The organism is Flavobacterium sangjuense (assembly GCF_004797125.1).
GTDB lineage: Bacteria > Bacteroidota > Bacteroidia > Flavobacteriales > Flavobacteriaceae > Flavobacterium > Flavobacterium sangjuense.
In genome coordinates, this window is the sequence record NZ_CP038810.1 from 2,147,955 (window position 1) to 2,173,191 (window position 25,237).

Below are 25,237 nucleotides of genomic sequence, written 5' to 3' on the forward strand. Positions count from 1 at the left end.
GCACCTTAGTGCCTCAGTTCCTTAATATTGCTTTGTTGATATCGGAAACCAATTTTGGACCTTCATAAATAAACCCGGTATACAATTGTACTAAACTTGCCCCGGCTTCCAGTTTTTCTAAAGCATCTTCAGCAGTATGAATTCCGCCCACGCCAATGATTGGAAACGCTTTATTGCTTTTCTCTGAAAGAAAACGAATGACTTCAGTAGAGCGTTTGGTTAATGGTTTACCAGATAATCCGCCAGTTTCTGTTTTATTTTCTGATTGTAAACCTTCTCTTGAGATGGTTGTATTGGTTGCAATCACGCCTGATATTTTGGTTTCGTTTACAATATCGATAATATCCAATAATTGTTCATCAGTTAAATCAGGTGCTATTTTCAAAAGAATTGGTTTAGCCTTAGGCTTTTTATCATTTTCATTCTGTAATGTCTGCAAAAGTTTTGTCAAAGGCTCTTTCTCCTGAAGTTCGCGAAGGTTTGGTGTGTTTGGTGAACTCACATTCACCACGAAATAATCGACATAATCAAACAAAGTTTCAAAGCAAATCAGATAATCAGAAGTCGCATCTTCGTTAGCTGTGATTTTGTTTTTACCAATGTTTCCACCAATTAAAACATCTTTATTTTTTTTCAATCTCAAGACTGCCGCATCAACGCCGCCATTATTAAAACCCATTCGGTTGATGATAGCGCTGTCTTGCTTTAAGCGAAATAAACGTTTCTTTGGATTTCCGTCCTGCGGTTTTGGAGTTAAGGTTCCGATTTCGATAAAGCCAAAACCAAAGTTGGATAATTCCTGAAAACATTTGGCATCCTTATCAAATCCGGCAGCCAAGCCTACTGGATTTTTAAATTTCAAGCCAAAAACTTCGCGTTCCAAACGAGTATCATTTACGTCATAAATTGACTTTAGAATACTGGAAACAAAAGGAATTTTGGAAATAAATCTGATAAAACTAAAGGAAAAATAATGGACTTCTTCCGGGTCAAACCAAAATAAAATGGGACGAATAAGTAGTTTGTACATGAGTAGTGTTGTTGTTACGCAAAGATAATTCGGTTATTTGGTAATTCGGTTATTTGGTTAAAAAAATTGTTTTCAAATAACAAGATAAACGCATAACCAAATCAACATATTTACTATTTTAGCCAATCAATAGTTTCAAAATGATTTCAGAACAACAGTTTCAAAAAGAACTCAATATAATTATACAAAATGGCATCCGCGAGGATATTGGTCCTGGCGATTACAGTTCGTTGGCCTGTATTCCGACTAATGCCAAAGGGAAAGCAAAGCTTTTGGTTAAAGATAACGGAATCATTGCCGGAGTAGCATTTGCCAAAATGGTTTTTGAAAATGTTGATCCAACTTTAGAAATTGAAACTTTTATTGAAGATGGAACAGCAGTAAAACATGGCGATATTGTTTTTCATGTTTCGGGAAGTTCGCAATCTATTTTGAAAGCGGAACGATTAGTGCTGAATTCGATGCAACGCATGTCTGCCATTGCTACCAAAACAAATCAATACGTAAAACTATTGGAAGGCACCAAAACTAAAGTGCTTGATACTCGTAAAACTACTCCCGGATTTCGTGCTTGTGAAAAATGGGCTGTCAAGATTGGTGGTGGTGAAAATCACCGTTTTGCTCTGTATGATATGGTAATGCTAAAGGACAATCACAATGATTTTGCAGGTGGAATTACAAATGCTATCAACAAAACCAAAGAATTTTTAAAGTTTAATGATCTGGATTTGCAGATTATTGTCGAAGCCAGAAACCTTGATGAAATAAAAGAAATTCTGGAAAGTGAAGGTGTTTACCGAATTTTGATTGACAATTTCAATTTTGATGATACAAGAAAAGCTGTCGAATTGATTGGCAACAAATGTTTGACAGAATCATCCGGAAATATCAATGAGAATACCATTCGTCAATATGCGGAATGTGGTGTGAATTATATTTCGTCAGGAGCATTGACGCATTCGGTTTATAATATGGATTTAAGTTTAAAAGCTTTTTAAATGTCGACTACAACAGAAAACAAATTCAGCAAGCTTCCTGTAATTAAACAGTTTGTCTTTCTTTTAGACGGCATAAAATTACCATGGCTTCATGGCATGTCGTTGTATGAGATGTTAAGTTTTTATTTCACCGGAATTTTTGAGGGTGAGATTTCTTATCGTGCTACGGCAATTGCATTTAGTTTTTTTATGGCGTTGTTTCCGTTTGCTCTTTTTATACTTAATCTGATTCCGTACATACCAATTGAGGGATTTCAGGAAGATTTTTTAGGCTTCGTTCAGCAAAGCGTGCCACCGACAACTTATGATGCTATTTACAAAATCATCAATGATATTTTGCACAACAGTCATAGCGGATTACTTTCGACAGGTTTTTTGATGGCTGTTTTGTTGATGACTAATGGCGTGAATGCTGTTTTAGGAGGATTTGAGGCTTCTCATCATATTCATGTTTCTTTAAAACGAAAGTTTTTTAGACAATATGTTGTTGCTTTAGCCTTGTCAATAGTATTATCGTTTCTATTGTTAATTACCGTGGCAGCGATTGTGATTTTTGAGGTTTTTATTCAAAAAACAAAAATTCAAGATGTTTTATCAGACAACATTCCGCTTATCGAAATGGGACGATACATTTTTGTTATTTTAATGATATTGATGGCTACCTCTATATTGTTCAGATATGGAATTAAGCATGATAAAAAAAGAGCTTTAGTTTCTATAGGTTCGGTTGTGACAACCATTCTGATTATTATTTCTTCTTATTTCTTTGGAATTTGGGTAGTTAAATTTTCAAAGTATAATGAGCTTTATGGTTCCATAGGAACACTGTTAGTTGTTATGTTTTACATTTGGATAAATTCAATGGTCTTGCTTTTAGGTTTTGATTTAAATGCTTCCATACATCATATTAAACGTGAAAAGCAAAAAGAAATAGATAATAAAGTACCATGAAACTAACTTTATCAATTGTAATGTTCTTGTTTTTCCAACTAAGTTTTTCGCAAACTATTTTTGGGAAATGGAAGACTATTGACGACATAACAGGAAAAGAAAAAGGAGTTGTTGAAATCTTTGAGCACAAAGGAAAAGTTTACGGCAGGATTATCGAAATATTTGAAGCGGAAAAAAAGCATATCAAATGCGAAAAATGCGATGGCGATGAGAAAAACAAACCTGTAATGGGAATGAACATTATTAAGGGAATGACAAAAGATGGTGATATTTATGGTGGTGGAAAGGTGTTAGACCCAAAAATTGGTAAATGGTATCACTGCAAAATTTCCCTCGATGGAAAAGATAAACTGATTGTTCGCGGTTATATAGGAATTCCACTTTTTGGCAGATCACAGATATGGATTAGACATAAATAACTACATTTAAAATGAATTACTTCATTGAAGTTATTGTTCCGCTTTCTTTGCCTAAAACCTTTACTTATAAGGTTTCAGAAAATGAATTTGCATTTATTAAAAAAGGAATGCGGATTGCTGTTCCTTTTGGTAAAAACAAAATCTATACAGCCTTAGCAATCGATTTGCATCAAAACGAACCAACGCTTTATGAGGCAAAAGAAATCCACCAAATTCTTGACGAAAAACCAATTGTAAACGAATTCCAAATCAATCATTGGTTTTGGATTGCGTCTTATTATATGTGTAATATTGGAGATGTTTATCGTGGTGCATTACCATCAGCTTTGTTGTTGGAAAGCGAAACGATTATCTCTCAAAATAAAGAAACATTTGTAGATGAAACTTCTTTTACTGATGATGAGTTTTTGATATATGAAGCCTTACAACATCAGAGTTCATTGAAAGTCGAGAACATTATTGACATTCTGAATAAGAAAACGGTTTTGCCGGTTATTCAAAAGTTAATTAACAAAAAAATCATCTCGCTTCAGGAAGAAATCCAGGAGGAATACAAACCCAAACTTGTCAAATACATTCGGCTGCACGAACAGTATCAAAAGGAAGAAAATCTAATAGCTTTATTGGATGGTTTAAAATCCGAAAAGCGAAAAAATCTAGTACTCCAATATTTTCAATTGCAAGCGCAGGAACGTCAGCCTGTTTCGGTAAAACAATTAACGGAAACGACACAAACTTCTGCAGCAATTGTCAAAGGATTGGTTGATAAAGAAATCTTTGAAGAGTATTTTATTCAGGAAGACAGAGTCAATTTTGATAAAAATAAAGTTGAAAATGAATTGACTTTAAGTCAGACGCAACAACAGGCTTTTGATGAAATTGTAAATTCTTTTGAAGAAAAAGAAGTTTCGCTTTTGCATGGCGTAACATCAAGCGGCAAAACAGAAATCTACACCAAACTCATTGAAAACTATATAGCTGAGGGAAAGCAAGTCTTGTATTTACTGTCGGAAATTGCTTTGACAACACAATTGGTTGCCCGATTAACGCAGCATTTCGGCAATAAGGTTGCTGTTTTCCATTCCAAATACAGTAATAACGAAAGGGTAGAAGTCTGGAACAACGTTAATCAAAATGCAGCATCAGCACAAATTATAATAGGAGCAAGGTCGGCTTTGTTTTTGCCATTTTCCAATTTAGGTTTAATCATTGTTGACGAAGAACACGAGCAAACATTTAAGCAACAAGATCCGGCTCCAAGATATCATGCACGTGATGCAGCGATTGTATTGGCAAATGCGCATCTAGCCAAAGTTTTATTAGGTTCCGCGACACCAAGCATTGAGACATATTACAATGCAACTTCAGGAAAGTTTGGTTTGATAACTTTAACGGAGCGCTTTGGGAAAGTGCAAATGCCCGAAATTGAATTGGTCGATTTGAAAGACAGTTATTTCAGAAAAAAAATGAAAGGTCATTTCAGCCTTACTTTAATTGAAGAAATTACCGAAGCGTTTGCTAATAATGAGCAGGTAATACTTTTTCAAAACCGTCGTGGCTTTTCGCCTGTTTTAGAATGTATGACTTGTGGTCATGTGCCGCAATGTCCACAATGCGATGTGAGTTTAACGTACCACAAATATAAAAACCAGTTGCGTTGTCATTATTGTGGTTATTCGATGGCAAAACCAACGAATTGCCATGTTTGTTCGAGTGTTGATTTGGAAACCAAAGGTTTTGGAACTGAGCAAATCGAATTGGAATTAGCCGAATTGTTTCCTCAAAAGAACATCAAACGCATGGATCAGGACACTACACGTGGGAAATACAGCTTCGAAAAAATCATTGATAGTTTTAAAAACAGAGAAATTGATGTTTTAGTTGGTACACAAATGTTGGCCAAAGGTTTAGACTTTGACAATGTCTCTTTAGTCGGAATAATGAATGCGGACAATATGTTGTATCATCCCGATTTTAGGGCTTTTGAAAGAAGTTTCCAAATGATGACACAGGTTGCAGGTCGTTCGGGCAGGGCAGAAAAACGCGGAAAAGTTATCATTCAGACGTATAATCCGTTGCATAATATCATTCAGCAAGTGACAAACAATGATTATGAAGGAATGTATAAGGAGCAACTTTATGAAAGGAAGATTTATTACTATCCGCCATTTTACCGTTTGATAAAACTAACCTTAAAGCATCGTGACTTTGAAAAATTGAAAGAAGGTTCGATGTGGTTGTATCAGGTTTTACAGCAAAACTTAACTATTCCTGTTCTTGGTCCGGAAGAACCGGCCATTGGAAGAATCCGAAACGAATATATTCGAACCATAATGATTAAGATGCCTGGAGACGCTTCGATTCAGGGCACAAAAAAAACTATCCAGAAAATACTGAATAGTTTTGATTTGGTTTCACAATACAGAACTATTAAAGTTACTGTAAATGTTGATTTTTATTGAGTAGACTTAAGCAATAGCTAAAGCTTTAATCAAATCTTCTTTCTTATTTCGGCTCAACGGAATTTTTGTTACCCCAATTTCGGCAAACTTACTGTTGAAACGTTCCACTTTATCAATATTAATGATATAAGATTTATGAACCCGAATAAATTTCTCTTTTGATAAATCATTTTCAAAAGACTTCATAGTTGAAAGAACAAGATTACTATCTTCTTCGGTAACTACTTTCACATAATCTCCATAAGCTTCAATCCACTTAATTTTATTGGTATAAATTTTAAGTTTCTTAAGATTACTCTTAATAAAGATATGTTCTCCTTCTTCTTCCTGATTTTCTTTTTTAAGCATATGGAAATCCATTGCTCTTCTGACAGATGCATTAAAACGATCCAAAGCTATCGGTTTCTGTAGGTAGTCCGTAGCGTCATAATCGAATGCTTTCATAGCATACTCTGCCTTTGACGTGATAAAAATAATTTGGGGTTTTACTTTTAAGCCGTCAAGAAAATCAAAACCGCTGATGACTGGCATCTCGATATCGAGAAAAATTAAGTCAACGGTATGAACCGACATGCAATTTTTTGCTTCAATTGCATTAGAAAAATCACCTACTAAATGTAGATTTGGGTGATTATTTACTAACTTTGCGATGATCATTCTTTGAATCGAACTATCATCAACAACAACACAATTTAGTTTCATAATATTATTTATTATAGATTTGGTGATGTAAAAATAGATACTTTTTTTTAATCCACCAAGCATTTCATCGATTTTTTTTGCTTTTTGTCGGTATTTTTTACTTTTTGACGATTTAACGTTACTTGCGATTGTTAATTCAAATATTATTCATACTTTCGCGCCCAAATTAAATTTTAATCATTTTTATTATGAATCATTACGAAACTGTTTTCATCTTAAATCCCGTTTTATCTGAAGTTCAGGTAAAGGAAACAGTAAGCAAATTTGAAGATTTTCTTACTGCTAAAGGAGCAAAGATGGTATCCAAAGAGGATTGGGGCTTGAAAAAACTAGCTTACGAAATCCAAAACAAGAAAAGTGGGTTTTACCATTTATTCGAATTCCAAGTATCAGGAGAAGCTTTAATTGCTTTTGAAACTGAGTTTAGACGTGACGAGAGAGTTATGCGTTTCCTTACTGTAAGTTTGGATAAACACGCTATTTCTTGGGCAGAGAGAAGAAGAACTAAATTAAAAGAAGCAAAAGCAAACTAATCATGGCAAACTTACAACAATCCGCTTCAGGAAAGAAAGACGGAGATATCAGATATCTTACGCCTTTAAACATTGAAACAAACAAAACTAAAAAGTATTGTCGTTTCAAAAAATCTGGAATCAAATACATCGATTATAAAGATGCAGATTTCTTATTGAAATTCGTTAACGAGCAAGGTAAAATTTTACCAAGACGTTTAACAGGAACTTCATTAAAATACCAAAGAAAGGTGTCAGTAGCTGTAAAAAGAGCTCGTCACTTAGCTTTAATGCCATACGTGGCCGATTTATTAAAATAATATAAACTCAGTTGTTGGTTTCCCGGTAAGCGGAACCTAACTTCTATAATAAGGACAACAACATGGAATTGATCTTAAAACAAGACGTTCAAAATTTAGGATTTAAAGATGACGTAGTAACGGTGAAAAACGGATACGGTCGTAATTTCTTAATCCCACAAGGTTTCGCTTCTTTAGCAACTCCTTCTGCAAAAAAAGTTTTAGCTGAAAACCTAAAACAAAGAGCACACAAAGAAGCTAAAGTAGTAAACGATGCAAAAGCATTGGGTGAAGCTTTGAAAGCTATCGAAATTAAAATCACAGCAAAAGCTGGTGGCGAAAAATTATTCGGTTCTATCTCTAACATTGATATCGCTGCTGCTTTAGAAGCTGCAGGTCAAACTGTTGATAGAAAATTCATCACTAGTGGTGTTGTAAAACGTACAGGTAAATACTCTGCAACTGTGAGACTTCACAGAGATGTGGTTGTTGAATTACCATATGAAATCGTAGCTGAAGTTTAATCTTTCGCTATATAGTATAAAAGTCCCGATGTAAGTCGGGATTTTTTTTTGAAGCTATTTCCCGCTATTCGTTACAATCTTTTTAATTTGTGCTTCGACAAGCTCAGCATGACAAATTAAAAAGGATTTTCACTGCTATCGGGGCTAAAAAAATTATTTATAAAATAAAACTAAGAACCTTAGAACCTCAGTGCCTTAGCAACTTTAAAAAATGAAGTACAAAAGACTAACAAAAGAACAATTTGAAGAACTGCACAAGGAATTCACCAACTTCCTGGCAACACAATCTATTGATAAAGCCGAATGGGATAAAATAAAATCAGATAAACCGGAAGTTGCAGAACAGGAATTGGATGTTTTCTCCGATTTGATTTGGGAAGGCGTTTTGAGTAATGCTCATTATTTAGAACATTTTTCTAAAAACCATATTTTCCTTTTTCACTGTCAGGAAAAATTAATCCAATCTATTGTTTTAAAAGCATTAGAACCACAAGTCGATTTTATGCAAAAGGATGGCTTGCAATGGTTGAGTGATAATATATTTACCGATGCTGTTGAAATTCATTTGGGTAAAAAAGAATATCAGGGCGAACGAAACCCAGCTATTTTTGATTTGATTAAAGAAGGCGCTATTTTGAGTGACGGACAATTATATCTTCAAATAAACGGAATAATTCAGTCATAAAGTTTATTCCTTTTCAAAAAATATTGGCTATTTTAGTGCACATAATTTGCAACTATAATAGCCAATTCTTTTTATGGATATTCAGAAAACAATTCAGGATTTACGTGACGAACTCAATCAACACAACCACAATTATTATGTGTTAGATACGCCAACGATTTCTGATTTCGAATTTGACCAAAAACTAAAACAACTTCAGGAATTAGAAAATCAACATCCCGAATTCTATGACGATAATTCACCAACTCAACGCGTTGGCGGAACCATTACCAAAAATTTCAATACAGTTGTTCACGATTACCGAATGTATTCTCTCGACAATTCGTATTCCAAAGAAGATTTAATCGATTGGGAAACCCGAATCCAAAAAGTGCTTGGAAATGTTCCGTTGCAATATACCTGTGAATTAAAATATGATGGTGCATCGATTTCTATAACCTATGAAAACGGAAAATTAAAACGGGCAGTTACTCGTGGCGATGGTTTTCAGGGTGATGATGTGACTAATAATATTAAAACCATAAAATCCATTCCATTAAAATTAAAAGGAGAATATCCGGCGCGATTTGATATTCGTGGTGAAATCATTTTGCCTTTTGAAGGTTTTGAAAAAATGAATCAGGAATTGATTGAAATAGGAGAAACACCTTATTCTAATCCAAGAAATACAGCTTCAGGAAGTTTGAAATTACAGGATAGTACTGAAGTAGCAAAACGTCCATTGGAATGCTTACTCTATTTTATTGTGGGCAATAATTTAAATTTCGATTCTCAATTTGACGGATTAGAAACTGCTCGTAAGTGGGGTTTTAAAGTTCCCAAAGAAGCCAAATTAGCTAACACTATTGAAGAAGTTTTTGAATACATAAATTATTGGGATACGCATCGTCACCATTTACCATATGAAACAGATGGTGTTGTGATAAAAGTCAATAACCTGCACCAACAAGATGAATTGGGTTATACAGCCAAATCTCCTCGTTGGGCAATGGCTTATAAATTCAAAGCGGAACAAGTTTCAACTACGTTAAATTCAATTTCGTATCAGGTTGGAAGAACCGGTTCGATAACTCCGGTAGCCAATTTACAACCAGTGCAGTTGGCCGGAACTATCGTAAAACGGGCATCTTTGCACAATGCTGATCAAATCGAAAAATTAGATATCCGCATTGGTGATACTGTTTTTGTTGAAAAAGGAGGCGAAATTATTCCGAAGATAATCGGTGTTGATTTGGCAAAAAGAAATCCGGAATCAGAACGTACTCAATATATTTCTCATTGTCCTGAATGCAATTCGGAACTGATAAGAACCGAAGGCGAAGCCAATCACTATTGTCCGAATTTTTATGGTTGTCCTCCACAAATTATAGGCAGAATTCAGCATTTTATTTCGCGTAAAGCGATGGATATTGAAGGTCTTGGCGGAGAAACTGTGGCTTTGCTTTTCAATAATAATCTGGTTAAAGATTACGCTGATTTATACGAGTTAACTGTTGAACAAATTTTGCCATTAGAGCGAATGGCGCAAAAATCGGCTGAAAACCTGGTTAATGGTGTTCAGAAATCTAAGGAAATTCCGTTTGAAAGAGTTTTGTATGCGATTGGAATTCGATATGTCGGAGAAACCGTTGCAAAGAAACTAGCAAAGCATTACAAGAATATTGATGCATTGCAAAATGCGTCGTTAATGGATTTGATTTTGGTAGATGAAATAGGAGAGAAGATAGCCCAAAGCGTAATCGAGTTTTTTGAAAATCAGGAAAATGTCAAAATAATAGAACGCTTAAAAGAATTTGGAGTGCAATTAGAATTGGTTGAAAAATTTAATCCAAATGCTACTGATAAATTAGCTGGTAAAACCTTCGTGGTTTCCGGAGTTTTTGAGAAATTCTCGCGTGATGATCTTAAAAAAGCAATTGAAGATAACGGCGGAAAAGTTGGAAGCTCTATTTCTGCCAAAACAGATTATGTGGTTGCGGGAGAAAATATGGGGCCAGCCAAACTGGAAAAAGCGAATCAGTTAAAAATTGCTATCATTTCAGAAAATGATTTTTTAACTATGATTACGGATTGAAAATATAGTGCAGCAATTGCTTTATTTTAAAAATATTAGAGTAACTTTATTTTAAGTTTAACACAGTTGATTATTAAATTTTCCCTCAAATCAAAACAACATGAGCTTAGACAAGTCTTTTAATGCTAAGTATAGAAAATATATTTCAAGTTTTTTTCTGTGTTTATTTTTTATTGTTTCACTTTTTGAAATTATGGGTGAATATAAGGAAGACAAACTTTTAATCTGGATTACCAAGCCCTTTATTCTCCCTTTTTTATTTGCTTATTATTTAAGTCTGACAAAAAAAATAAACTACTTTTTTTTAGTGGCAATAATTTGTAGTTGGATTGCTAATTTGCTCTTTATAGAAAATACTATAAATTGGATAATCTTTGGTTCTGTATTCTTTTTAGTTTATAGAATATTGGTTATTTATATCGTAATGAACAAGGTGAAAATGCCAAGTTTAGTGCCGTTGATTATAGGTTCTGTTCCTTTTATTTTTATTTATGCAACGGTTTGTTCTTTATCATTTGAGGCCATGGGAGACAATATTTATTTGTTCTTGATACATGGAATATTCACCATCTTTTTGGGTGGATTAAGTTTGGGTAATTATATCATGGTTTCGAATAAATCAAATCTTGTTTTGTTTTTAAGCACGATGCTTTTTGCTCTGACACAGTTTGTTTTCGTCCTAAAAGTATATTATGAAGATGCTAATTTTTTTCATGCTTTAGCAATGACAATGTTTGTTGTAGGACAGTTTTTGCTAACGAAATTTATGTTCTTAACGGAGGAAAACAAAGATAAATATCAGACAACATTATTAAGTTAAACTAAACATTTTTTGAAATCAGCGTTTGATGCTAAAAAAAGAAAATATAATAAAATCATTAACAGTATGTTATTTTATAATAGCTTTTTTTGAAGTTATAGCCGAGTATTATGTAAACACAACACTAATTTGCGCATTAAAACCAATAATTCCATTGGTTTTAATCGTAATTTATTGCATTGAATCCGATAAGAAAAGCAAACTTTTTATAACGGCATTACTGTTATCCTTATTTACTAATATTCTCTTTATCCCAAATACACCAAGCTATTTGTTTTATGGTGTGTTAGTATTTACAGTCCATCGTATCATAGTGATATGCATAATATTTCGCTTCCAAAAGGTTAATGATTTTATCCCTTTAATCATTGCGACAACGCCTTTTTTACTGATATTCTTTTATCTGTTTTTAGAAACAGTTGAAATTCCAAACAACAGCATTTATATATTAATATTCCAAAATTTACTGATATCATTATTTGCCGGAATAGCGCTTTCAAGTTATTTCATGAATGACAACAAACAAAATTCTGTGCTACTAATTAGTGCATTGCTTTTTGTGATGCTGCAATTTGTGGTATTTGTAGAAAAGTATTTTTTGGTAAATGAATTTGAAGAATTGTTCAGACCATTAGCAATGACATTCAATGCTTTGGCTTTTTTCTCTTTTTATAAGTACGTTATCACAGCCGAAAAATCAAACAATAATTGATTTTCCTGAGGCGATTTTTGAAACATCAGTATCAAAATAAAAATCAATTCTACCCAGATTTACACCATAACAACCAACCTGATTTACCAATACATCTTTTCCATCAGCATTTTTTAAAATAGTTGGTTTGTCCAGGAAAGTGTGTGTGTGACCACCAATAATCAAATCAATGTCTTTGGTCAAAGCAGCTAATTTAACATCACAAATTTTATCAGGTTCGTTTTTGTATTGATAGCCAATATGTGAAAGGCAAATTACCAAGTCACATTTTTCTTCATGCTTTAAAATATGAGACATGTCTTGAGAAACTGCAACCGGATCATGATAAACGGTTTCTTTATAGTTTTTCTTGTCAACCAAACCTTCAAGTTCAACGCCAATTCCGAAAATTCCAACTTTAATTCCGTCTTTGTGAATTACTTTATAAGGTTTCACATGACCATTCATGATCGTATTTTTGAAATCATAATTGGCATTGACAAATTCAAAACTGGCATTGGGTAATTGGTTGTATAAACCTTCAATTCCGTTGTCAAAGTCATGGTTTCCAATGGTAGCCAAATCATATTTCATCATGCTCATCAGTTTAAATTCTAATTCGCCACCATAATAATTAAAGTAAGGTGTTCCCTGAAAAATATCACCAGCATCAAGCAATAAAACATTTGGATTTTCCTTTCTGATGGTTTCAATCAAAGCAGCTCTTCGGGCAACGCCACCCATATTCGGATTCTTTGGATGCGTTGGTGGAAAAGGATCAATATAACTGTGAACATCGTTAGTGTGAAGTATCGTCAAATGCTTGGTATCAAACGTTTTGAAACTGCTCAATGATAAGCCACCAAGTCCAAGCAAAGCTGAACTTAAAGCTGTATTTTGGATAAAATCTCTTCTTTTCATGATGCTATTCTTTGGTAATTCTAATGTCTTTGTTGGCTGTAATCGTTTTGTTTTCCTTAAAATAATCAATGATGATATTTCTAAGCTTATAATCTAAATCATATTTTTCAACGCCTTTTTTGAAGAAAAGCATATTATCGCCGCCATTGGATAAATAATCAGAAGTCACAACATAATAGACTTTAGTTTTATCTAATGTTTTTCCATTTACCAAAACGTTTTTAGGCTGATTGCTTTTGTCAATGGTAAACGTCAGTCCTTTCAACGGATGTGGTTTTTTTTCGGAAATAATATAATTGACTATTTCCAAAATTTGCTCACCTTTTAGTCCAATGACAATAGCGCTGTTTTCAAAAGGCATTACTTCATAAGCGGTTCTGGCTGTTACATTTCCTTTCGGAATAATACTTCTTATACCACCATGATTCAATAAACAAATATCAATTGCTTTTTTCTCACGCGATTGAAACACTTTATCTGATTTTTCAAAAGTAATATCGGCTAAAAAGTTACCCATTGGCGTTTGCCATTCACCTGATTTGTCAAGAGTTTCAGGAGCATTTCCCAAAACGGTATTCAAATCAGCATCAATTCTGTCACGATAGGGTTTAATAAAGTTTTCAATCTCAGTAACTTCAGGTTGCTTATCTGTAATTCCAATTTCCTTGCCTTCAATTTTGGTAACGGCATATTTCTTTTCGGCACACGAAATAACAGCGGTAAATGTTAATAATAAAACAAAATGCTTTACTACACCGTTATAGTTTTTTAGTTTTACCATCTCTTTTTGACACTAATTTTAGTAAATTTGCAATTCAAGTAAAAGTAGTATGTTTTTAAATTACTTCAAGGATTTTTCAACAAAAAAAATAGTTAAAAATAGCTTGTCAAATGTAAAACATTTGGCTTCCGATAACGTAATCAAAACCGTCGGAATTATTTTTGACGAAAGCTATTTCTATGAAAGAGAAGACTTGGTCAAAGAGTTGATTAAGAAAGGAATTGATGAAAAGGATATTAAAGTTTTAGTTTTCAAAAACAAAATAAAGAAGAATGAAGTTTTTGATTATCCTGTTTTTAGCCATAAAGATTTGAGTTGGACAGGAACTGTAGATAAAAAAGAAGTAAAAGATTTTATCACTGAACCTTTTGATTTGCTGATTAATTATTATGATACCGAAAAAGTAGCATTACTGTTGGTTTCTAACTTATCTAAAGCTGGTTTTAAAGTTGGTTTTGCCTCTATTGATAAGCGATTAAATCATTTTATGATTGATACTAATGCCGAAAACTATAAAGTTTTTATGTCTGAATTATTCAAATATTTAAAAATCCTAAACAAAATATAAAATGCAATCATTAATTGGAACCGGCGTTGCGCTTGTTACACCATTCAAAAAAGATTTCTCAGTAGACGTTGAAGCGTTGAAAGCCATTGTCAATTTTCAAATTGATAACGGAATTGATTATTTAGTGATACTCGGAACTACTGCAGAAAGTGCAACCTTATCAAAAGCTGAAAAAGAATTGGTAATAAAGACTATTGTTGATACCAATAATGGAAGATTACCTTTGGTTCTTGGTGTTGGAAGCAACAATACAGCAGAAGTTGTTGAAGAATTAAAATCAAGGGATTTTTCAGATTTCGTTGCTATTTTATCGGTTTCTCCTTATTACAATAAGCCAACACAAGAAGGGATTTACCAACATTTCAAAGCTATTGCCGAAGCATCTCCAATTCCGGTGATTTTATATAATGTTCCAGGAAGAACAGCCAGCAATATATTGCCGTCAACAATTATCAGATTGGCAAACGATTTTAAGAATGTTGTCGCTGTAAAAGAAGCTGCCGGAGATATTGTACAGGCGATGAAATTGATACAAGATAAACCAAAAGATTTTCTCGTAATTTCCGGTGACGATATGGTAACATTACCAATGGTTTTGGCTGGAGGTGCTGGCGTTATTTCGGTAATTGCAGAAGGTTTTCCGAAACAATTTTCAGAAATGGTGCATCTTGGTTTAAACAAAAGGGTAGACGATGCTTATAAAATTCATTACCTTTTAGCCGAATCAATCGATATGATTTTTGAGCAGGGAAATCCGGCCGGAATTAAAGAAGTCTTTAAAGCATTGGGCTTGTCTGAGAATATCGTGCGTTTACCACTTGTAAATGTCAATGAGGATTTAGCAAATCGTCTGCATAATTTCACAAATAAAATCTCAAAAATGTAGATTTTTTGACATCAAAAAAAATATTTTGTAATCAACAATTAATAACTAAATTTGCAGTTGATTTTTCCAACACAAAAAGTGTTTAAAATCAACTGAATTAAATAAATAAATGAAGAAATTTTTCGCCCTGTTTGCAGTTGTTTTATTTTTATCGTCTTGTAGCGAATATCAAAAAGCATTAAAATCGGAAGATGTTGCCGTTAAGTTTGTATCAGCTACAAAAATGTATGAGGCCAAAAAGTATGGTAAAGCTATCAGGCTTTTTGAACAAATTGCTCCGGCCTATAAAGCTAAACCACAAGCAGAAAGAATGTTTTATATGTATTCACAAGCATTATATAAAACAGAGCAATATTATTTAGCGGGTTACCAGTTTGAGAGTTTTGTGTCTAGTTATCCAAAAAGTGAAAAATTGGAAGAAGCTTCCTTTTTAGGGGCTAAATCATTTACTTTTTTATCTCCTGTTTATAGTTTAGATCAAACAGATACCTACAAAGCGGTTGATAAACTTCAAAATTATATTGATTCGTATCCTGAAGGACAGAATTTGGCGGAAGCTAATTTATTGGCAAAAAATTTAAGAGAGAAATTAGAAAAAAAAGCATTTGAAAATGCGAAAATATATCACACTATTTCTGATTACAAAGCAGCAATGGTAGCATTTGACAACTTTTTAATTAACTTTCCGGGAACACCATATAAAGAGAAAGCATTATTTTATAAATTAGATTCTGCCTATCAATTAGCAATCAATAGTGTTCCGGGAAAAATGCACGAAAGGCTTGATAATGCTAAAGCGGCTTATTCAAGTTTGATGAAATTTAAAGGTGATACCGAATATAAAGCTAAAGCTGATGTAATGTTAGCTCGAATTGAAAACGATTTAAAACAATATTCTAAATAAAAAAGGCATGGATTTAAAGAAGACGAATGCACCGGTAAACACTGTTACGTATAACAAAACTCTAATTGAAGAGCGTACAGGTAATGTTTACGAGGCAATAACAATAATGGCTAAAAGAGCAAACCAAATCAATTCTGAAATCAAAAAAGAATTGACTGAGAAATTAGAAGAGTTTGCAACTTACAACGATAGTCTTGAGGAAATCTTTGAAAACAAAGAACAAATCGAAGTTTCTAAATACTACGAAAAATTACCAAAACCACATGCATTAGCTGTTCAGGAATGGCTTGATGACAAAATTTACTACAGAGATACTACAAAAGACTAATTCAGATGTCTGTTTTAAGCGGTAAGAAAATTTTACTCGGCGTTTCCGGAGGAATTGCCGCCTACAAGACAGCCACATTAGTTAGATTATTTATAAAAGCCGGTGCACATGTCCAAGTGGTCATGACACCGGCTTCTAAGGATTTTGTAACACCGTTAACACTGTCAACGCTTTCAAAGAATCCTGTTCATTCTACCTTTCATGATGAAAAAGATGAGAATGCGCAATGGAACAATCACGTTGAATTAGGACTTTGGGCAGATTTAATGCTTATAGCTCCGGCAACTGCCAATACCTTATCCAAAATGGCAAATGGCAATTGCGATAATCTTTTAATTGCCACCTATCTTTCTGCTAAATGTCCCGTTTATTTTGCTCCGGCAATGGATTTGGATATGTACAAGCATCCTTCGTCTATTTCGAGTTTTGATTTGCTAAAGCAATTTGGCAACATCATGATTCCGGCTGAAAACGGAGAATTGGCCAGTGGTTTATCCGGTGAAGGAAGAATGGCAGAACCTGAAAACATTGTCGCTTTTCTCGAAAAAGATTTGGAAAGTAAATTGCCTTTAAGAGGAAAAAAAATACTTATTACCGCTGGACCAACTTACGAAGCGATTGATCCGGTTCGTTTTATTGGTAATCATTCTTCAGGTAAAATGGGGTTTGATATTGCTGAAAGAGCAGCCGAATTAGGGGCGGAAGTAACTTTAATTTCTGGCCCGACACACTTAAATGTAAAAAATTCCGTTATTAATTTAGTCCGTGTGACTTCTGCTCAGGAAATGTATGATGCATGCCACAAATATTTCAATGAAGTTGACGTCACTATTTGCGCAGCTGCGGTAGCTGATTACAAGCCAAAATTTGTAGCCGAACAAAAGATTAAAAAAGCAGAAGCTTCGTTAACAATTGAGCTCGAAAAAACGCAGGACATATTGGCCTCCTTGGGAAGAGTTAAACAAAATCAATTTTTGATTGGCTTTGCTTTAGAAACTGAAAATGAAATTGAAAATGCCAAGTTGAAAATTCAGAAAAAAAACCTAGATTTGATTGTTTTAAATTCGCTTCAGGATGAAGGTGCAGGTTTTGGAAAAGCAACTAATAAAATAATATTTATCGATAAGGATTTTGATATTGAACCGATGGATTTAAAATCAAAAGAATTGGTTGCAGCAGATATTATGAACAAAGTAATTTCACATTATGAAAAATAGAATTTCGCTTCTTTTATTGCTATTTGTTGGAGTGGTACAGGCTCAACAATTAAATTGTTCCGTTCAGATTAATTCGGATAAAGTGGCATCGACTAACAATCAGATATTTAAAAACTTAAAAACTTCAATAAGTGATTTTGTTAATAAAACGGATTGGACGGGAGATGAATATAAAGCAAATGAGAAAATAGAATGTTCTATGGTTATCATAGTGAACAGCTATGAATCAAACCAGTTTACCGCATCGATTCAGGTGCAATCTACTAGACCGGTTTTTAATTCGACTTATGCATCGCCAGTATTTAATTTTAATGACAAAGATTTTAGTTTTCGATATGTTGAATTTGAAAACCTGCAATTCAATCCATCCAATTTTGATTCTAATTTAGTTTCCGTTTTGGCGTATTACTGTTATATGATTCTTGGTTTTGATGCTGATACCTATTCATTAATGGGTGGAGATAAAAATTATGGAATAGCACAGCAAATACAATCTGTAGCGCAACAAAGTGGTTATAAAGGATGGAGTCAGGCAGATGGGAATCAAAACAGGTATTTCTTAACAAACGACATTCTTAGCGGAACATTTGATGCTTACAGAGAAGCTTTGTATCAATATCACAGAGAAGGTTTGGATACGATGAGTGCTGATGCAAAATCAGGAAAAGATAAAGTTATCGGGGCAATTAGTACACTTGCTTCTATATATAAAGTTCGTCCAAACGCTTTTATAACCAGAGTGTTTTTTGATGCTAAAGTGGATGAGTTAGTTTCAATATTGTCTGCAGGTCCAAAAGTTTCTTTAACAGAGACAATCGAGAATTTAAATAAATTGTCACCACTCAACGTAAGTAAATGGCAAACGATTAAGTTATAATTAGTACATTTACTACTTAAACTTTTCTTCATTTTCTGCACATGATTACATCGTTATCCATTGAAAATTTTGCCCTGATAGAAAAATTAGATATCGATTTTTCGAAGGGTTTTTCAATTATAACCGGTGAAACCGGAGCAGGAAAATCAATACTTCTTGGCGCTTTAGGTTTGGTTTTAGGAAAACGTGCCGACTTAACTTCCCTTAAAAATAAAGACGAAAAGTGCATTGTTGAAGCCAATTTTTCAATTGGGAAATACGATTTGGAATCTTTCTTCGAAGCCAATGATTTAGATTATGAACAGGAAACGATTATTCGGAGAGAAATTCTTCCTTCCGGAAAATCAAGAGCGTTTGTAAATGATAGTCCGGTTAATCTTCAACAACTGCAGGATTTAAGTTTTTATCTGATAGATGTGCATTCGCAGCATCAAACTTTAGAGTTGTCAGAAGAAGAATATCAATTCAAAATCATTGATGCTATTGCCAATAATCAGGAGTTGCTTATTGAATTTCAATCCGATTTAAAAAAATACCGTTCCGCAAAATCGACTTTAGAATCTAAAAAAAATGAGTTTTCATCAATCTTAAAAGAGAAAGATTATAACGAATTTTTGTTTCAGGAATTGGAATCAGCCAATTTAAAAACGGGCGAATTGGAAGAATTAGAGCAGCAATATCAGGCATTAAACAATGTTGAATTTATCAAAGAAAATCTGGACAAACTTTTGGCTGTTGCCAATGAAGAAGAATTTGGAATTCTGAAAAACTTAAAAGAATTCAAAGCTGCACTTCAAAAAAACATTAATTTTTCGGCTGAATACCAATCGCTTTTCGAACGAACCAATAGCATCTTAATTGAATTTGATGATATAGTTAAAGAATTAAACAGGGAATCAGATTTGCTTTTTAATGATCCTGAGAAACTGGAAACTATCAATCAAAAACTGCAACTGATTTATAATCTTCAGAAAAAGCATAACGTTTTGACTGTTGAAGAATTAATCCAGATTCAAACGGATTTAGAAACTAAAGTTGTTTCGGTTGCTACTTTAGAAGAAGAAATTACAAAACTAGAAAACAGTATTAAAGATATCGAATTGCAGTTGGATGCAATTGCTTCAACAATAAGCCAAAGTAGGAGAGAAGCGGTGCCAAATTTAAGTGAGAAACTAATTGAAATACTGAATCAATTAGGTATGCCAAATGTCCGGTTTAAAATTGATGTAATTCCTTCAGCAAGTTATCACAATAACGGAAAAGACACGCTTCAGTTTTTATTTTCCGCCAACAAAGGAACCGATTTTGGTTTGCTAAAAAAAGTAGCTTCAGGTGGTGAAATGTCCCGAATTATGCTTGCAGTGAAATCAATTTTATCTCAATATTCCAAACTCCCAACAATCATTTTTGACGAAATTGACACTGGTGTTTCGGGTGAAATCGCTAACAAAATGGGTGAAATTATGAGAGATATGAGCAAAACGATGCAGGTTTTTGCCATAACACATCTTCCTCAAATTGCGGCGAAAGGAGCAAATCATTATAAAGTTTTCAAAACTGTATTGGGAGAAAATACCGTTTCGGAATTGAAATTATTAAACAGCGATGAAAGAATAATCGAAATTGCTGAGATGCTTTCGGGTAAAGATATTTCAGATTCAGCCGTTAATCATGCCAAAGCGTTGTTGAATTGAAATCCTAATTTATTACTTTTGTAACTCAAAAAAATTAACATAAAATACATATCATATGATTATAGAACCAAGAATGCGAGGATTTATTTGTTTGACTGCACATCCGGAAGGCTGCGCTCAAAATGTTAAAAATCAAATTGAATATGTAAAATCAAAAGGGCATATCGAAGGTGCTAAAAAAGTCTTAGTTATCGGAGCTTCAACTGGTTTTGGTTTGGCTTCAAGAATAACAAGTGCTTTTGGTTCAGGTGCCGGAACAATTGGAGTTTTCTTCGAAAAACCACCAGCAGAAGGAAAGACCGCAACTCCGGGTTGGTATAATTCTGCTGCTTTTGAAACTGAAGCTCAAAAAGCCGGTTTATATGCTAAAAGTATAAATGGTGATGCTTTTTCGAATGAAGTGAAACAACAAACAATAGATTTGATTAAAGCAGATTTAGGTCAGGTTGATTTAGTAATTTACAGTTTGGCTTCACCAGTTCGTTTGCATCCGGTTACAGGAGTTTTGCATCGTTCGGTTCTGAAACCTATCGGACAAACCTTTTCAAATAAAACGGTTGATTTTCATACAGGATTAGTTTCACAAGTTACTATCGAACCGGCAAATCAGGAAGATATTGACAACACTGTTGTTGTTATGGGTGGTGAAGATTGGAAGATGTGGATGTATGCTTTAAAAAATGCAGGTGTTTTAGCTAACGGAGCAACAACAATAGCTTATTCTTATATCGGACCTGAAGTTACTGAAGCGGTTTATAGAAAAGGAACAATTGGCCGTGCCAAAGATGATTTGGAAGCAACAGCATTCAAAATTACAGACGATTTAAAAACATTAAACGGGAAAGCCTATGTATCAGTAAATAAAGCTTTAGTAACGCAAGCCAGTTCTGCTATTCCTGTAATTCCGCTATATATCTCTTTGTTATATAAAATAATGAAAGCTGAAGGAGTTCACGAAGGTTGTATAGAACAAATTCAAAGATTGTTTGAACAGCGACTTTATGCCGGAAAAGAAGTTCCAACTGACGATAAAGGCAGGATCAGAATTGACGATTGGGAAATGCGTGACGATATTCAGGAAAGAATAAAAGCATTATGGGCAAAAGCCACTTCTGAAAACTTAACTGAAATAGGAGACTTAGCAGGTTACAAACAAGATTTTCTTAACCTATTTGGTTTTGGATTTAATAATGTTGATTATACAGCCGATTCTAATGAATTGACAATGATTAAAAGTATCGAAAGTTAATTTGTTGATATTTCTTTTGATAACTCTAATTTTTAAACTCACAATTTATTTGTGGGTTTTTTTATTTATACTTACTTTTATGGCAATTAACTTTAAAACTTTAACTACATGAAAAAAATTACATTAGTATTAATGCTTCTGGTCACTTTTTCCGGGTTTGCACAGTTTCCTGCGCCCTATTGTGGACCAATGACTTTTACGAGTGCTGTTGAGCCAATAACTTTGGTCAATTTTGCTGGTATCAATAATTCCAGTTCCGCTACAGTTGGAGCTAGTAACGGGACAACAATTTTTGCACATGAAGACTACACTGCAATAGTTGGAAATGTAACTGCAGGATCTGCTTATCCAATCACGCTGAAAGGAAATACAGACGGAGCTTTTACCACGAAACTTAGAGTATTCATTGATTGGAATCAAAATAATGTTTTTACTGATTCGGGAGAATCTTATGACATTGGGGACATTGTCAATTCGACTGGTGTTGATGCAGTTCAATTAGTTGGAAGCATAACAGTTCCGGGGACTGCTTTAGGAGGAAACACCAGAATGAGAGTAGTTAAGAGATATAATGTTTATGGAACTTCTTGTCAAACGGGTACTGGATATGGTCAAGCGGAAGACTATACTTTAAGTGTAACTGCTGTTACTGCTTGTCTAACAGGAAATATGTACCCGCCTGATGTAATTGTTCCAACAACTTGTGATGGAATTACCCCTAATTTAATAGCAACTGATTCTTGGGCAGGAGATTATTTTGTTGTTACTGTAACAAGTGGGCAAACCTATAAATTCACAAGTTCAATAGCCACTGATTATTTTACTGTAAGTACAGATAATGGAGCAACAGCTGCCGCTTCCAGTACATCACCATTAACATGGGTATCAACTGTCACTGGAGACATTAGAGTATATATAAATACCGATTCAGCATGTGGCACTAATGATGATGAAAGAGAAACAAATGTAATTTGTGGTGCTGCGTGTTTGACAGCAGGTTTATTCCCGGCAGCAACTTATGATGTGCCGGTTTGTGATGGCACTGTATTCATTATAGTTGCAAATGCTTGGGCTGGTGAATATTCAAATATTAATGTACTTGCTTCAAGCACCTATACTTTTTCAAGCTCTGTAGCCACTGATTATATTACAATCGCTTCAGCAGATGGTACAACTGCATTTGTAGCAGGTGAAGGTAGTGTTACCTACACACCTACGACTGATGGCGTTATAAGATATTATATTCATACAAATTCAACTTGCGGAACTCAAAATACATCTAGAGACAGAAGAATTAGTTGTACTTCCACATTATCAGTTCCACAATGTGCATCAAATCCAACTCCTGCTGACGGAAGCACAACTGTTCCGGCATTTGATACTTTTGATGTATCTTGGGACGCACCTACAACAGGTGAACCTGCAACTTCTTATGATCTTTATTCTGGAACGGATATAGGAAATTTAACATTTGATGGAAATTTTGCAGGAACAAGTATTACGGATGCTGGACCTATTGGAGCATATAACACTACTATCTATTGGCAAATTGTTCCAAGAAATGCTGCTGGTGCAGCTGTAGGATGTGCTATTTGGAGTTTTACAACAGAACCACAACCAACAGTTACACCTGACTGGGCTAATCTACAATTCCCTGCCACTGAAACAATTACGCAGGGCGGAAGTGTAACTGTCTATGGACAAGTTTATGAAGCCGGTTTAACCGATGTTGTACCAAACATTGACGGACAAGCTCCGGATATTTTAGCATGGGTAGGTACTGGTGCAACTGGAACAGATCCAAGTACATGGACGGACTGGACTGTAGCAACTTGGAATGCTGGACACATTAGTAATAATGATGAATATCAGGCATCTATTGGAGCTGCTTTAGCTCCGGGTACTTATGATTACGCTACTAGATTCTCTTTAAATAACGGACCATATGTATATGGTGGTTTCAGTTCTGGTGGCGGTGGTTTTTGGGATGGAACTACATTTGTTAGTGGAGTGTTAACTGTTAATCCGCTTCCACCAGTACCTGGTGATGATTTTGCTGATGCGATTGCTATAAGTTGTGGAAATACATATACAGGAGATACATCAGCACCTGTAACATTAGATGAAGATGATGCTCCAGACGGTCCTAATGCCGATTTAGATGCTCCAAACCTTTGGTATTCGTTTACAGGAAGTGGTACTGCACAAACAGTGACACTTAATCTTTGTGGTTCATCTTATGATACATCTGTGTTGGTTTATACCGGAACCTCTGGTAATTTAACTTTAGTCGCTGATAATGATGATGATGCTACTTGTGCATCAAACACACTAAATTCTAAAGTAACTTTTGATTCTGATGGAACAACAACTTACTACATTACTGTTGAAGGTTGGAACGTTGGAAGTGTAGGTGCATTTACTATGAATGTAACTTGTACAACACCTCCTCAACCACCTGTAAATGATGATTGTTCAGATGCAATCACTGTAACTTGTGGATCTACTACAGCTGGAACAACTGCACTTGCAACAAATGAAAATATGCCAGTTTGTGGTATTTCAGGAGTAACAACACAAAACACACCAGGTGTTTGGTATAAATATGTAGGTGATGGAAGTGATGTAACAGTAACTACTTGTTCCCCAACTATTACTACAGGTGATTCAAGAATTGCTGTTTACAGCGGTGCTTGTGGTGCTCTTACTTGTATTGGTGGTAATGATGATGCACAAGCTGCGGGTTGTGCAACAAATACATTAGCTTCAATTGTTACATTTACTGCAGCTTTAGGTACTGATTATTACATCTTAGTATATTCTTATACTTTTGCTCCAGGTACTAATCCTATCAATTTTGAATTAAATGTTAGTTGTGTTGCTGCTTGTACACCAGCTACAGTAAATGATGAATGTTCTACTGCTACACAAGTAACAATTGGAACACCAATTACCGCAGCTGATAATTCATGTTCTTCAGCTAGTTTAGGAGTAGCTTACCCAAGTTGTGGAAATATGTTTGGAACGTACTATGATACTTGGTATTGGTTTGATAGCGGATCTGTTACAGATGTAACAATCACTCTTTCTAATCTAACAGGAGCTGCAGGTTTCGCATTATATTCTGGTAGTTGTGGTGCATTAACACAGGTTGCCGGGTCTTGTACAACAACTGGAGCAGCTACAAGTTTAACAGGATTGACTATTGGAACATATTACTTAAGAGTATTCTCAACGACTCCAGCTGGTCGTGGTAGTTATGATTTATCAATTACTGATGATGGATTAGGAACTGGTTCTTTTGATAGTGCTAATTTTACATACTATCCAAACCCTGTAAAAAACACTTTGAACTTATCTTATAACCAGGAAATTTCAAATGTTGAAGTATTTAATTTGTTAGGGCAAAAAGTAAGTTCTAATGTTATTAATGCTAACGATGCTCATATTGATATGTCAAACTTATCAAATGGAGCTTACATGGTTAGAGTAACATCTAATAATCAGGTTAAAACTATTAAGGTTATTAAAGAATAATTAGATTTCCTTTTTAATAATTAAAACCACCTAAATTTTAGGTGGTTTTTCTTTTGTATAAAACTTATCTTTGTAACCCGAGACCTTTAGGCCGAACTGTACGAAGTA

At 34.3% G+C, this 25,237-nt stretch carries 24 protein-coding genes; 20 read left to right on the forward strand and 4 right to left on the reverse strand.

From position 1 onward, the window contains the following. Positions 1-13: 13 nt before the first annotated feature. Entirely contained in the window at positions 14-1,030 is a 1,017-nt protein-coding gene (locus GS03_RS09425; protein ID WP_136152292.1) for a quinone-dependent dihydroorotate dehydrogenase, read from the reverse strand. Positions 1,031-1,170: 140 nt separating this feature from the next. Between GS03_RS09425 and nadC the strand changes: the two genes are divergently transcribed. Genes nadC through priA form a run of 4 tightly spaced genes read left to right on the forward strand, consistent with a single transcriptional unit; the run spans position 1,171 to position 5,860 of the window. Next, on the forward strand, positions 1,171-2,028 hold the full coding sequence (gene nadC / locus GS03_RS09430; protein ID WP_136152293.1) for a carboxylating nicotinate-nucleotide diphosphorylase: 858 nt from the start codon (positions 1,171-1,173) through the stop codon (positions 2,026-2,028). Beyond that, the gene (locus GS03_RS09435) at positions 2,029-2,979 is read left to right on the forward strand and encodes a YihY/virulence factor BrkB family protein (RefSeq protein WP_136152294.1); all 951 of its coding nucleotides are present in this window, start codon (positions 2,029-2,031) and stop codon (positions 2,977-2,979) included. It abuts the gene before it with no gap. Then, entirely contained in the window at positions 2,976-3,398 is a 423-nt protein-coding gene (locus GS03_RS09440) for a DUF2147 domain-containing protein (RefSeq protein ID WP_136152295.1), read from the forward strand. Before GS03_RS09435 ends, GS03_RS09440 begins: the two co-directional genes overlap by 4 nt. 11 nt (positions 3,399-3,409) lie before the next feature. Next, positions 3,410-5,860 (forward strand): replication restart helicase PriA, encoded by a 2,451-nt coding sequence (priA, locus tag GS03_RS09445; RefSeq protein ID WP_136152296.1) that lies wholly within the window; start codon positions 3,410-3,412, stop codon positions 5,858-5,860. Between the two features lie 6 nt (positions 5,861-5,866). On the opposite strand, the gene GS03_RS09450 is transcribed toward priA, so the two are convergent. After that, the gene (locus GS03_RS09450) at positions 5,867-6,562 is read right to left on the reverse strand and encodes a LytR/AlgR family response regulator transcription factor (RefSeq protein WP_136152297.1); all 696 of its coding nucleotides are present in this window, start codon (positions 6,560-6,562) and stop codon (positions 5,867-5,869) included. A gap of 188 nt (positions 6,563-6,750) precedes the next feature. On the opposite strand from GS03_RS09450, the gene rpsF reads away from it, so the two are divergent. The 7 genes from rpsF to GS03_RS09485 all read left to right on the forward strand — a co-directional run bounded on the left by rpsF (position 6,751) and on the right by GS03_RS09485 (position 12,188). Next, positions 6,751-7,095: a 30S ribosomal protein S6 gene (gene rpsF / locus GS03_RS09455; RefSeq protein ID WP_136152298.1), complete on the forward strand. Its 345-nt coding sequence runs from the start codon at positions 6,751-6,753 to the stop codon at positions 7,093-7,095. A 2-nt stretch (positions 7,096-7,097) separates the two neighbouring features. Then, positions 7,098-7,394 (forward strand): 30S ribosomal protein S18, encoded by a 297-nt coding sequence (gene rpsR, locus GS03_RS09460; RefSeq protein WP_136152299.1) that lies wholly within the window; start codon positions 7,098-7,100, stop codon positions 7,392-7,394. Positions 7,395-7,456: 62 nt separating this feature from the next. Further along, entirely contained in the window at positions 7,457-7,897 is a 441-nt protein-coding gene (gene rplI / locus GS03_RS09465; protein ID WP_136152300.1) for a 50S ribosomal protein L9, read from the forward strand. Between the two features lie 211 nt (positions 7,898-8,108). Further along, positions 8,109-8,582, forward strand: a complete 474-nt coding sequence (locus tag GS03_RS09470; RefSeq protein WP_136152301.1) for a DUF6495 family protein — start codon at positions 8,109-8,111, stop codon at positions 8,580-8,582. Positions 8,583-8,655: 73 nt separating this feature from the next. Further along, entirely contained in the window at positions 8,656-10,656 is a 2,001-nt protein-coding gene (ligA, locus tag GS03_RS09475) for an NAD-dependent DNA ligase LigA (protein ID WP_136152302.1), read from the forward strand. 100 nt (positions 10,657-10,756) lie between these two features. Next, positions 10,757-11,476 (forward strand): lysoplasmalogenase family protein, encoded by a 720-nt coding sequence (locus tag GS03_RS09480; RefSeq protein ID WP_136152303.1) that lies wholly within the window; start codon positions 10,757-10,759, stop codon positions 11,474-11,476. A 28-nt stretch (positions 11,477-11,504) separates the two neighbouring features. After that, positions 11,505-12,188: a lysoplasmalogenase family protein gene (locus GS03_RS09485; RefSeq protein WP_136152304.1), complete on the forward strand. Its 684-nt coding sequence runs from the start codon at positions 11,505-11,507 to the stop codon at positions 12,186-12,188. Here the strand turns inward: GS03_RS09485 and GS03_RS09490 are convergent. Continuing rightward, entirely contained in the window at positions 12,174-13,088 is a 915-nt protein-coding gene (locus GS03_RS09490; RefSeq protein WP_136152305.1) for a bifunctional metallophosphatase/5'-nucleotidase, read from the reverse strand. The two genes, GS03_RS09485 and GS03_RS09490, sit on opposite strands and share 15 nt — an antisense overlap. A gap of 4 nt (positions 13,089-13,092) precedes the next feature. After that, positions 13,093-13,869: a 5'-nucleotidase C-terminal domain-containing protein gene (locus GS03_RS09495; protein WP_136152306.1), complete on the reverse strand. Its 777-nt coding sequence runs from the start codon at positions 13,867-13,869 to the stop codon at positions 13,093-13,095. 103 nt (positions 13,870-13,972) lie between these two features. Here GS03_RS09495 and GS03_RS09500 point away from each other — a divergent pair, with 103 nt between their 5' ends. The 9 genes from GS03_RS09500 (at position 13,973) to GS03_RS09540 (ending at position 25,129) form a co-directional block, all read left to right on the forward strand. Further along, positions 13,973-14,437: a DUF6913 domain-containing protein gene (locus GS03_RS09500; RefSeq protein WP_246034065.1), complete on the forward strand. Its 465-nt coding sequence runs from the start codon at positions 13,973-13,975 to the stop codon at positions 14,435-14,437. A 1-nt stretch (position 14,438) separates the two neighbouring features. Further along, positions 14,439-15,323, forward strand: a complete 885-nt coding sequence (dapA, locus tag GS03_RS09505; RefSeq protein ID WP_136152308.1) for a 4-hydroxy-tetrahydrodipicolinate synthase — start codon at positions 14,439-14,441, stop codon at positions 15,321-15,323. Positions 15,324-15,432: 109 nt separating this feature from the next. Next, positions 15,433-16,227 (forward strand): outer membrane protein assembly factor BamD, encoded by a 795-nt coding sequence (locus GS03_RS09510; RefSeq protein WP_136152309.1) that lies wholly within the window; start codon positions 15,433-15,435, stop codon positions 16,225-16,227. 7 nt (positions 16,228-16,234) lie between these two features. Next, entirely contained in the window at positions 16,235-16,555 is a 321-nt protein-coding gene (locus GS03_RS09515) for a DNA-directed RNA polymerase subunit omega (protein ID WP_136152310.1), read from the forward strand. A gap of 5 nt (positions 16,556-16,560) precedes the next feature. Continuing rightward, positions 16,561-17,772 carry a bifunctional phosphopantothenoylcysteine decarboxylase/phosphopantothenate--cysteine ligase CoaBC gene (gene coaBC, locus GS03_RS09520; RefSeq protein WP_136152311.1) on the forward strand — a complete coding sequence of 404 codons (1,212 nt, stop codon included), beginning with the start codon at positions 16,561-16,563 and terminating at the stop codon, positions 17,770-17,772. Further along, the gene (gene porD, locus GS03_RS09525) at positions 17,762-18,649 is read left to right on the forward strand and encodes a type IX secretion system protein PorD (protein WP_136152312.1); all 888 of its coding nucleotides are present in this window, start codon (positions 17,762-17,764) and stop codon (positions 18,647-18,649) included. The genes coaBC and porD overlap by 11 nt, the downstream gene beginning before the upstream one ends. Before the next feature lie 41 nt (positions 18,650-18,690). Next, a complete protein-coding gene (gene recN, locus GS03_RS09530) occupies positions 18,691-20,343 on the forward strand; it encodes a DNA repair protein RecN (RefSeq protein WP_136152313.1) in 1,653 nt (550 codons plus the stop codon). A 55-nt stretch (positions 20,344-20,398) separates the two neighbouring features. Next, positions 20,399-21,592 (forward strand): enoyl-ACP reductase FabV, encoded by a 1,194-nt coding sequence (gene fabV / locus GS03_RS09535; protein WP_136152314.1) that lies wholly within the window; start codon positions 20,399-20,401, stop codon positions 21,590-21,592. A 108-nt stretch (positions 21,593-21,700) separates the two neighbouring features. Next, positions 21,701-25,129, forward strand: coding sequence for a T9SS type A sorting domain-containing protein (locus GS03_RS09540; RefSeq protein WP_136152315.1), 3,429 nt, complete (start codon positions 21,701-21,703; stop codon positions 25,127-25,129). Positions 25,130-25,237: the final 108 nt, after the last annotated feature.

Coding starts and splice junctions, on each gene's coding strand:
- GS03_RS09425 (WP_136152292.1), bottom strand. CDS start 1,030: ATGTACAAACTACTTATTCGTCCCATTTTATTTTGGTTTGACCCGGAA.
- nadC (WP_136152293.1), top strand. CDS start 1,171: ATGATTTCAGAACAACAGTTTCAAAAAGAACTCAATATAATTATACAA.
- GS03_RS09435 (WP_136152294.1), top strand. CDS start 2,029: ATGTCGACTACAACAGAAAACAAATTCAGCAAGCTTCCTGTAATTAAA.
- GS03_RS09440 (WP_136152295.1), top strand. CDS start 2,976: ATGAAACTAACTTTATCAATTGTAATGTTCTTGTTTTTCCAACTAAGT.
- priA (WP_136152296.1), top strand. CDS start 3,410: ATGAATTACTTCATTGAAGTTATTGTTCCGCTTTCTTTGCCTAAAACC.
- GS03_RS09450 (WP_136152297.1), bottom strand. CDS start 6,562: ATGAAACTAAATTGTGTTGTTGTTGATGATAGTTCGATTCAAAGAATG.
- rpsF (WP_136152298.1), top strand. CDS start 6,751: ATGAATCATTACGAAACTGTTTTCATCTTAAATCCCGTTTTATCTGAA.
- rpsR (WP_136152299.1), top strand. CDS start 7,098: ATGGCAAACTTACAACAATCCGCTTCAGGAAAGAAAGACGGAGATATC.
- rplI (WP_136152300.1), top strand. CDS start 7,457: ATGGAATTGATCTTAAAACAAGACGTTCAAAATTTAGGATTTAAAGAT.
- GS03_RS09470 (WP_136152301.1), top strand. CDS start 8,109: ATGAAGTACAAAAGACTAACAAAAGAACAATTTGAAGAACTGCACAAG.
- ligA (WP_136152302.1), top strand. CDS start 8,656: ATGGATATTCAGAAAACAATTCAGGATTTACGTGACGAACTCAATCAA.
- GS03_RS09480 (WP_136152303.1), top strand. CDS start 10,757: ATGAGCTTAGACAAGTCTTTTAATGCTAAGTATAGAAAATATATTTCA.
- GS03_RS09485 (WP_136152304.1), top strand. CDS start 11,505: ATGCTAAAAAAAGAAAATATAATAAAATCATTAACAGTATGTTATTTT.
- GS03_RS09490 (WP_136152305.1), bottom strand. CDS start 13,088: ATGAAAAGAAGAGATTTTATCCAAAATACAGCTTTAAGTTCAGCTTTG.
- GS03_RS09495 (WP_136152306.1), bottom strand. CDS start 13,869: ATGGTAAAACTAAAAAACTATAACGGTGTAGTAAAGCATTTTGTTTTA.
- dapA (WP_136152308.1), top strand. CDS start 14,439: ATGCAATCATTAATTGGAACCGGCGTTGCGCTTGTTACACCATTCAAA.
- GS03_RS09510 (WP_136152309.1), top strand. CDS start 15,433: ATGAAGAAATTTTTCGCCCTGTTTGCAGTTGTTTTATTTTTATCGTCT.
- GS03_RS09515 (WP_136152310.1), top strand. CDS start 16,235: ATGGATTTAAAGAAGACGAATGCACCGGTAAACACTGTTACGTATAAC.
- coaBC (WP_136152311.1), top strand. CDS start 16,561: ATGTCTGTTTTAAGCGGTAAGAAAATTTTACTCGGCGTTTCCGGAGGA.
- porD (WP_136152312.1), top strand. CDS start 17,762: ATGAAAAATAGAATTTCGCTTCTTTTATTGCTATTTGTTGGAGTGGTA.
- recN (WP_136152313.1), top strand. CDS start 18,691: ATGATTACATCGTTATCCATTGAAAATTTTGCCCTGATAGAAAAATTA.
- fabV (WP_136152314.1), top strand. CDS start 20,399: ATGATTATAGAACCAAGAATGCGAGGATTTATTTGTTTGACTGCACAT.
- GS03_RS09540 (WP_136152315.1), top strand. CDS start 21,701: ATGAAAAAAATTACATTAGTATTAATGCTTCTGGTCACTTTTTCCGGG.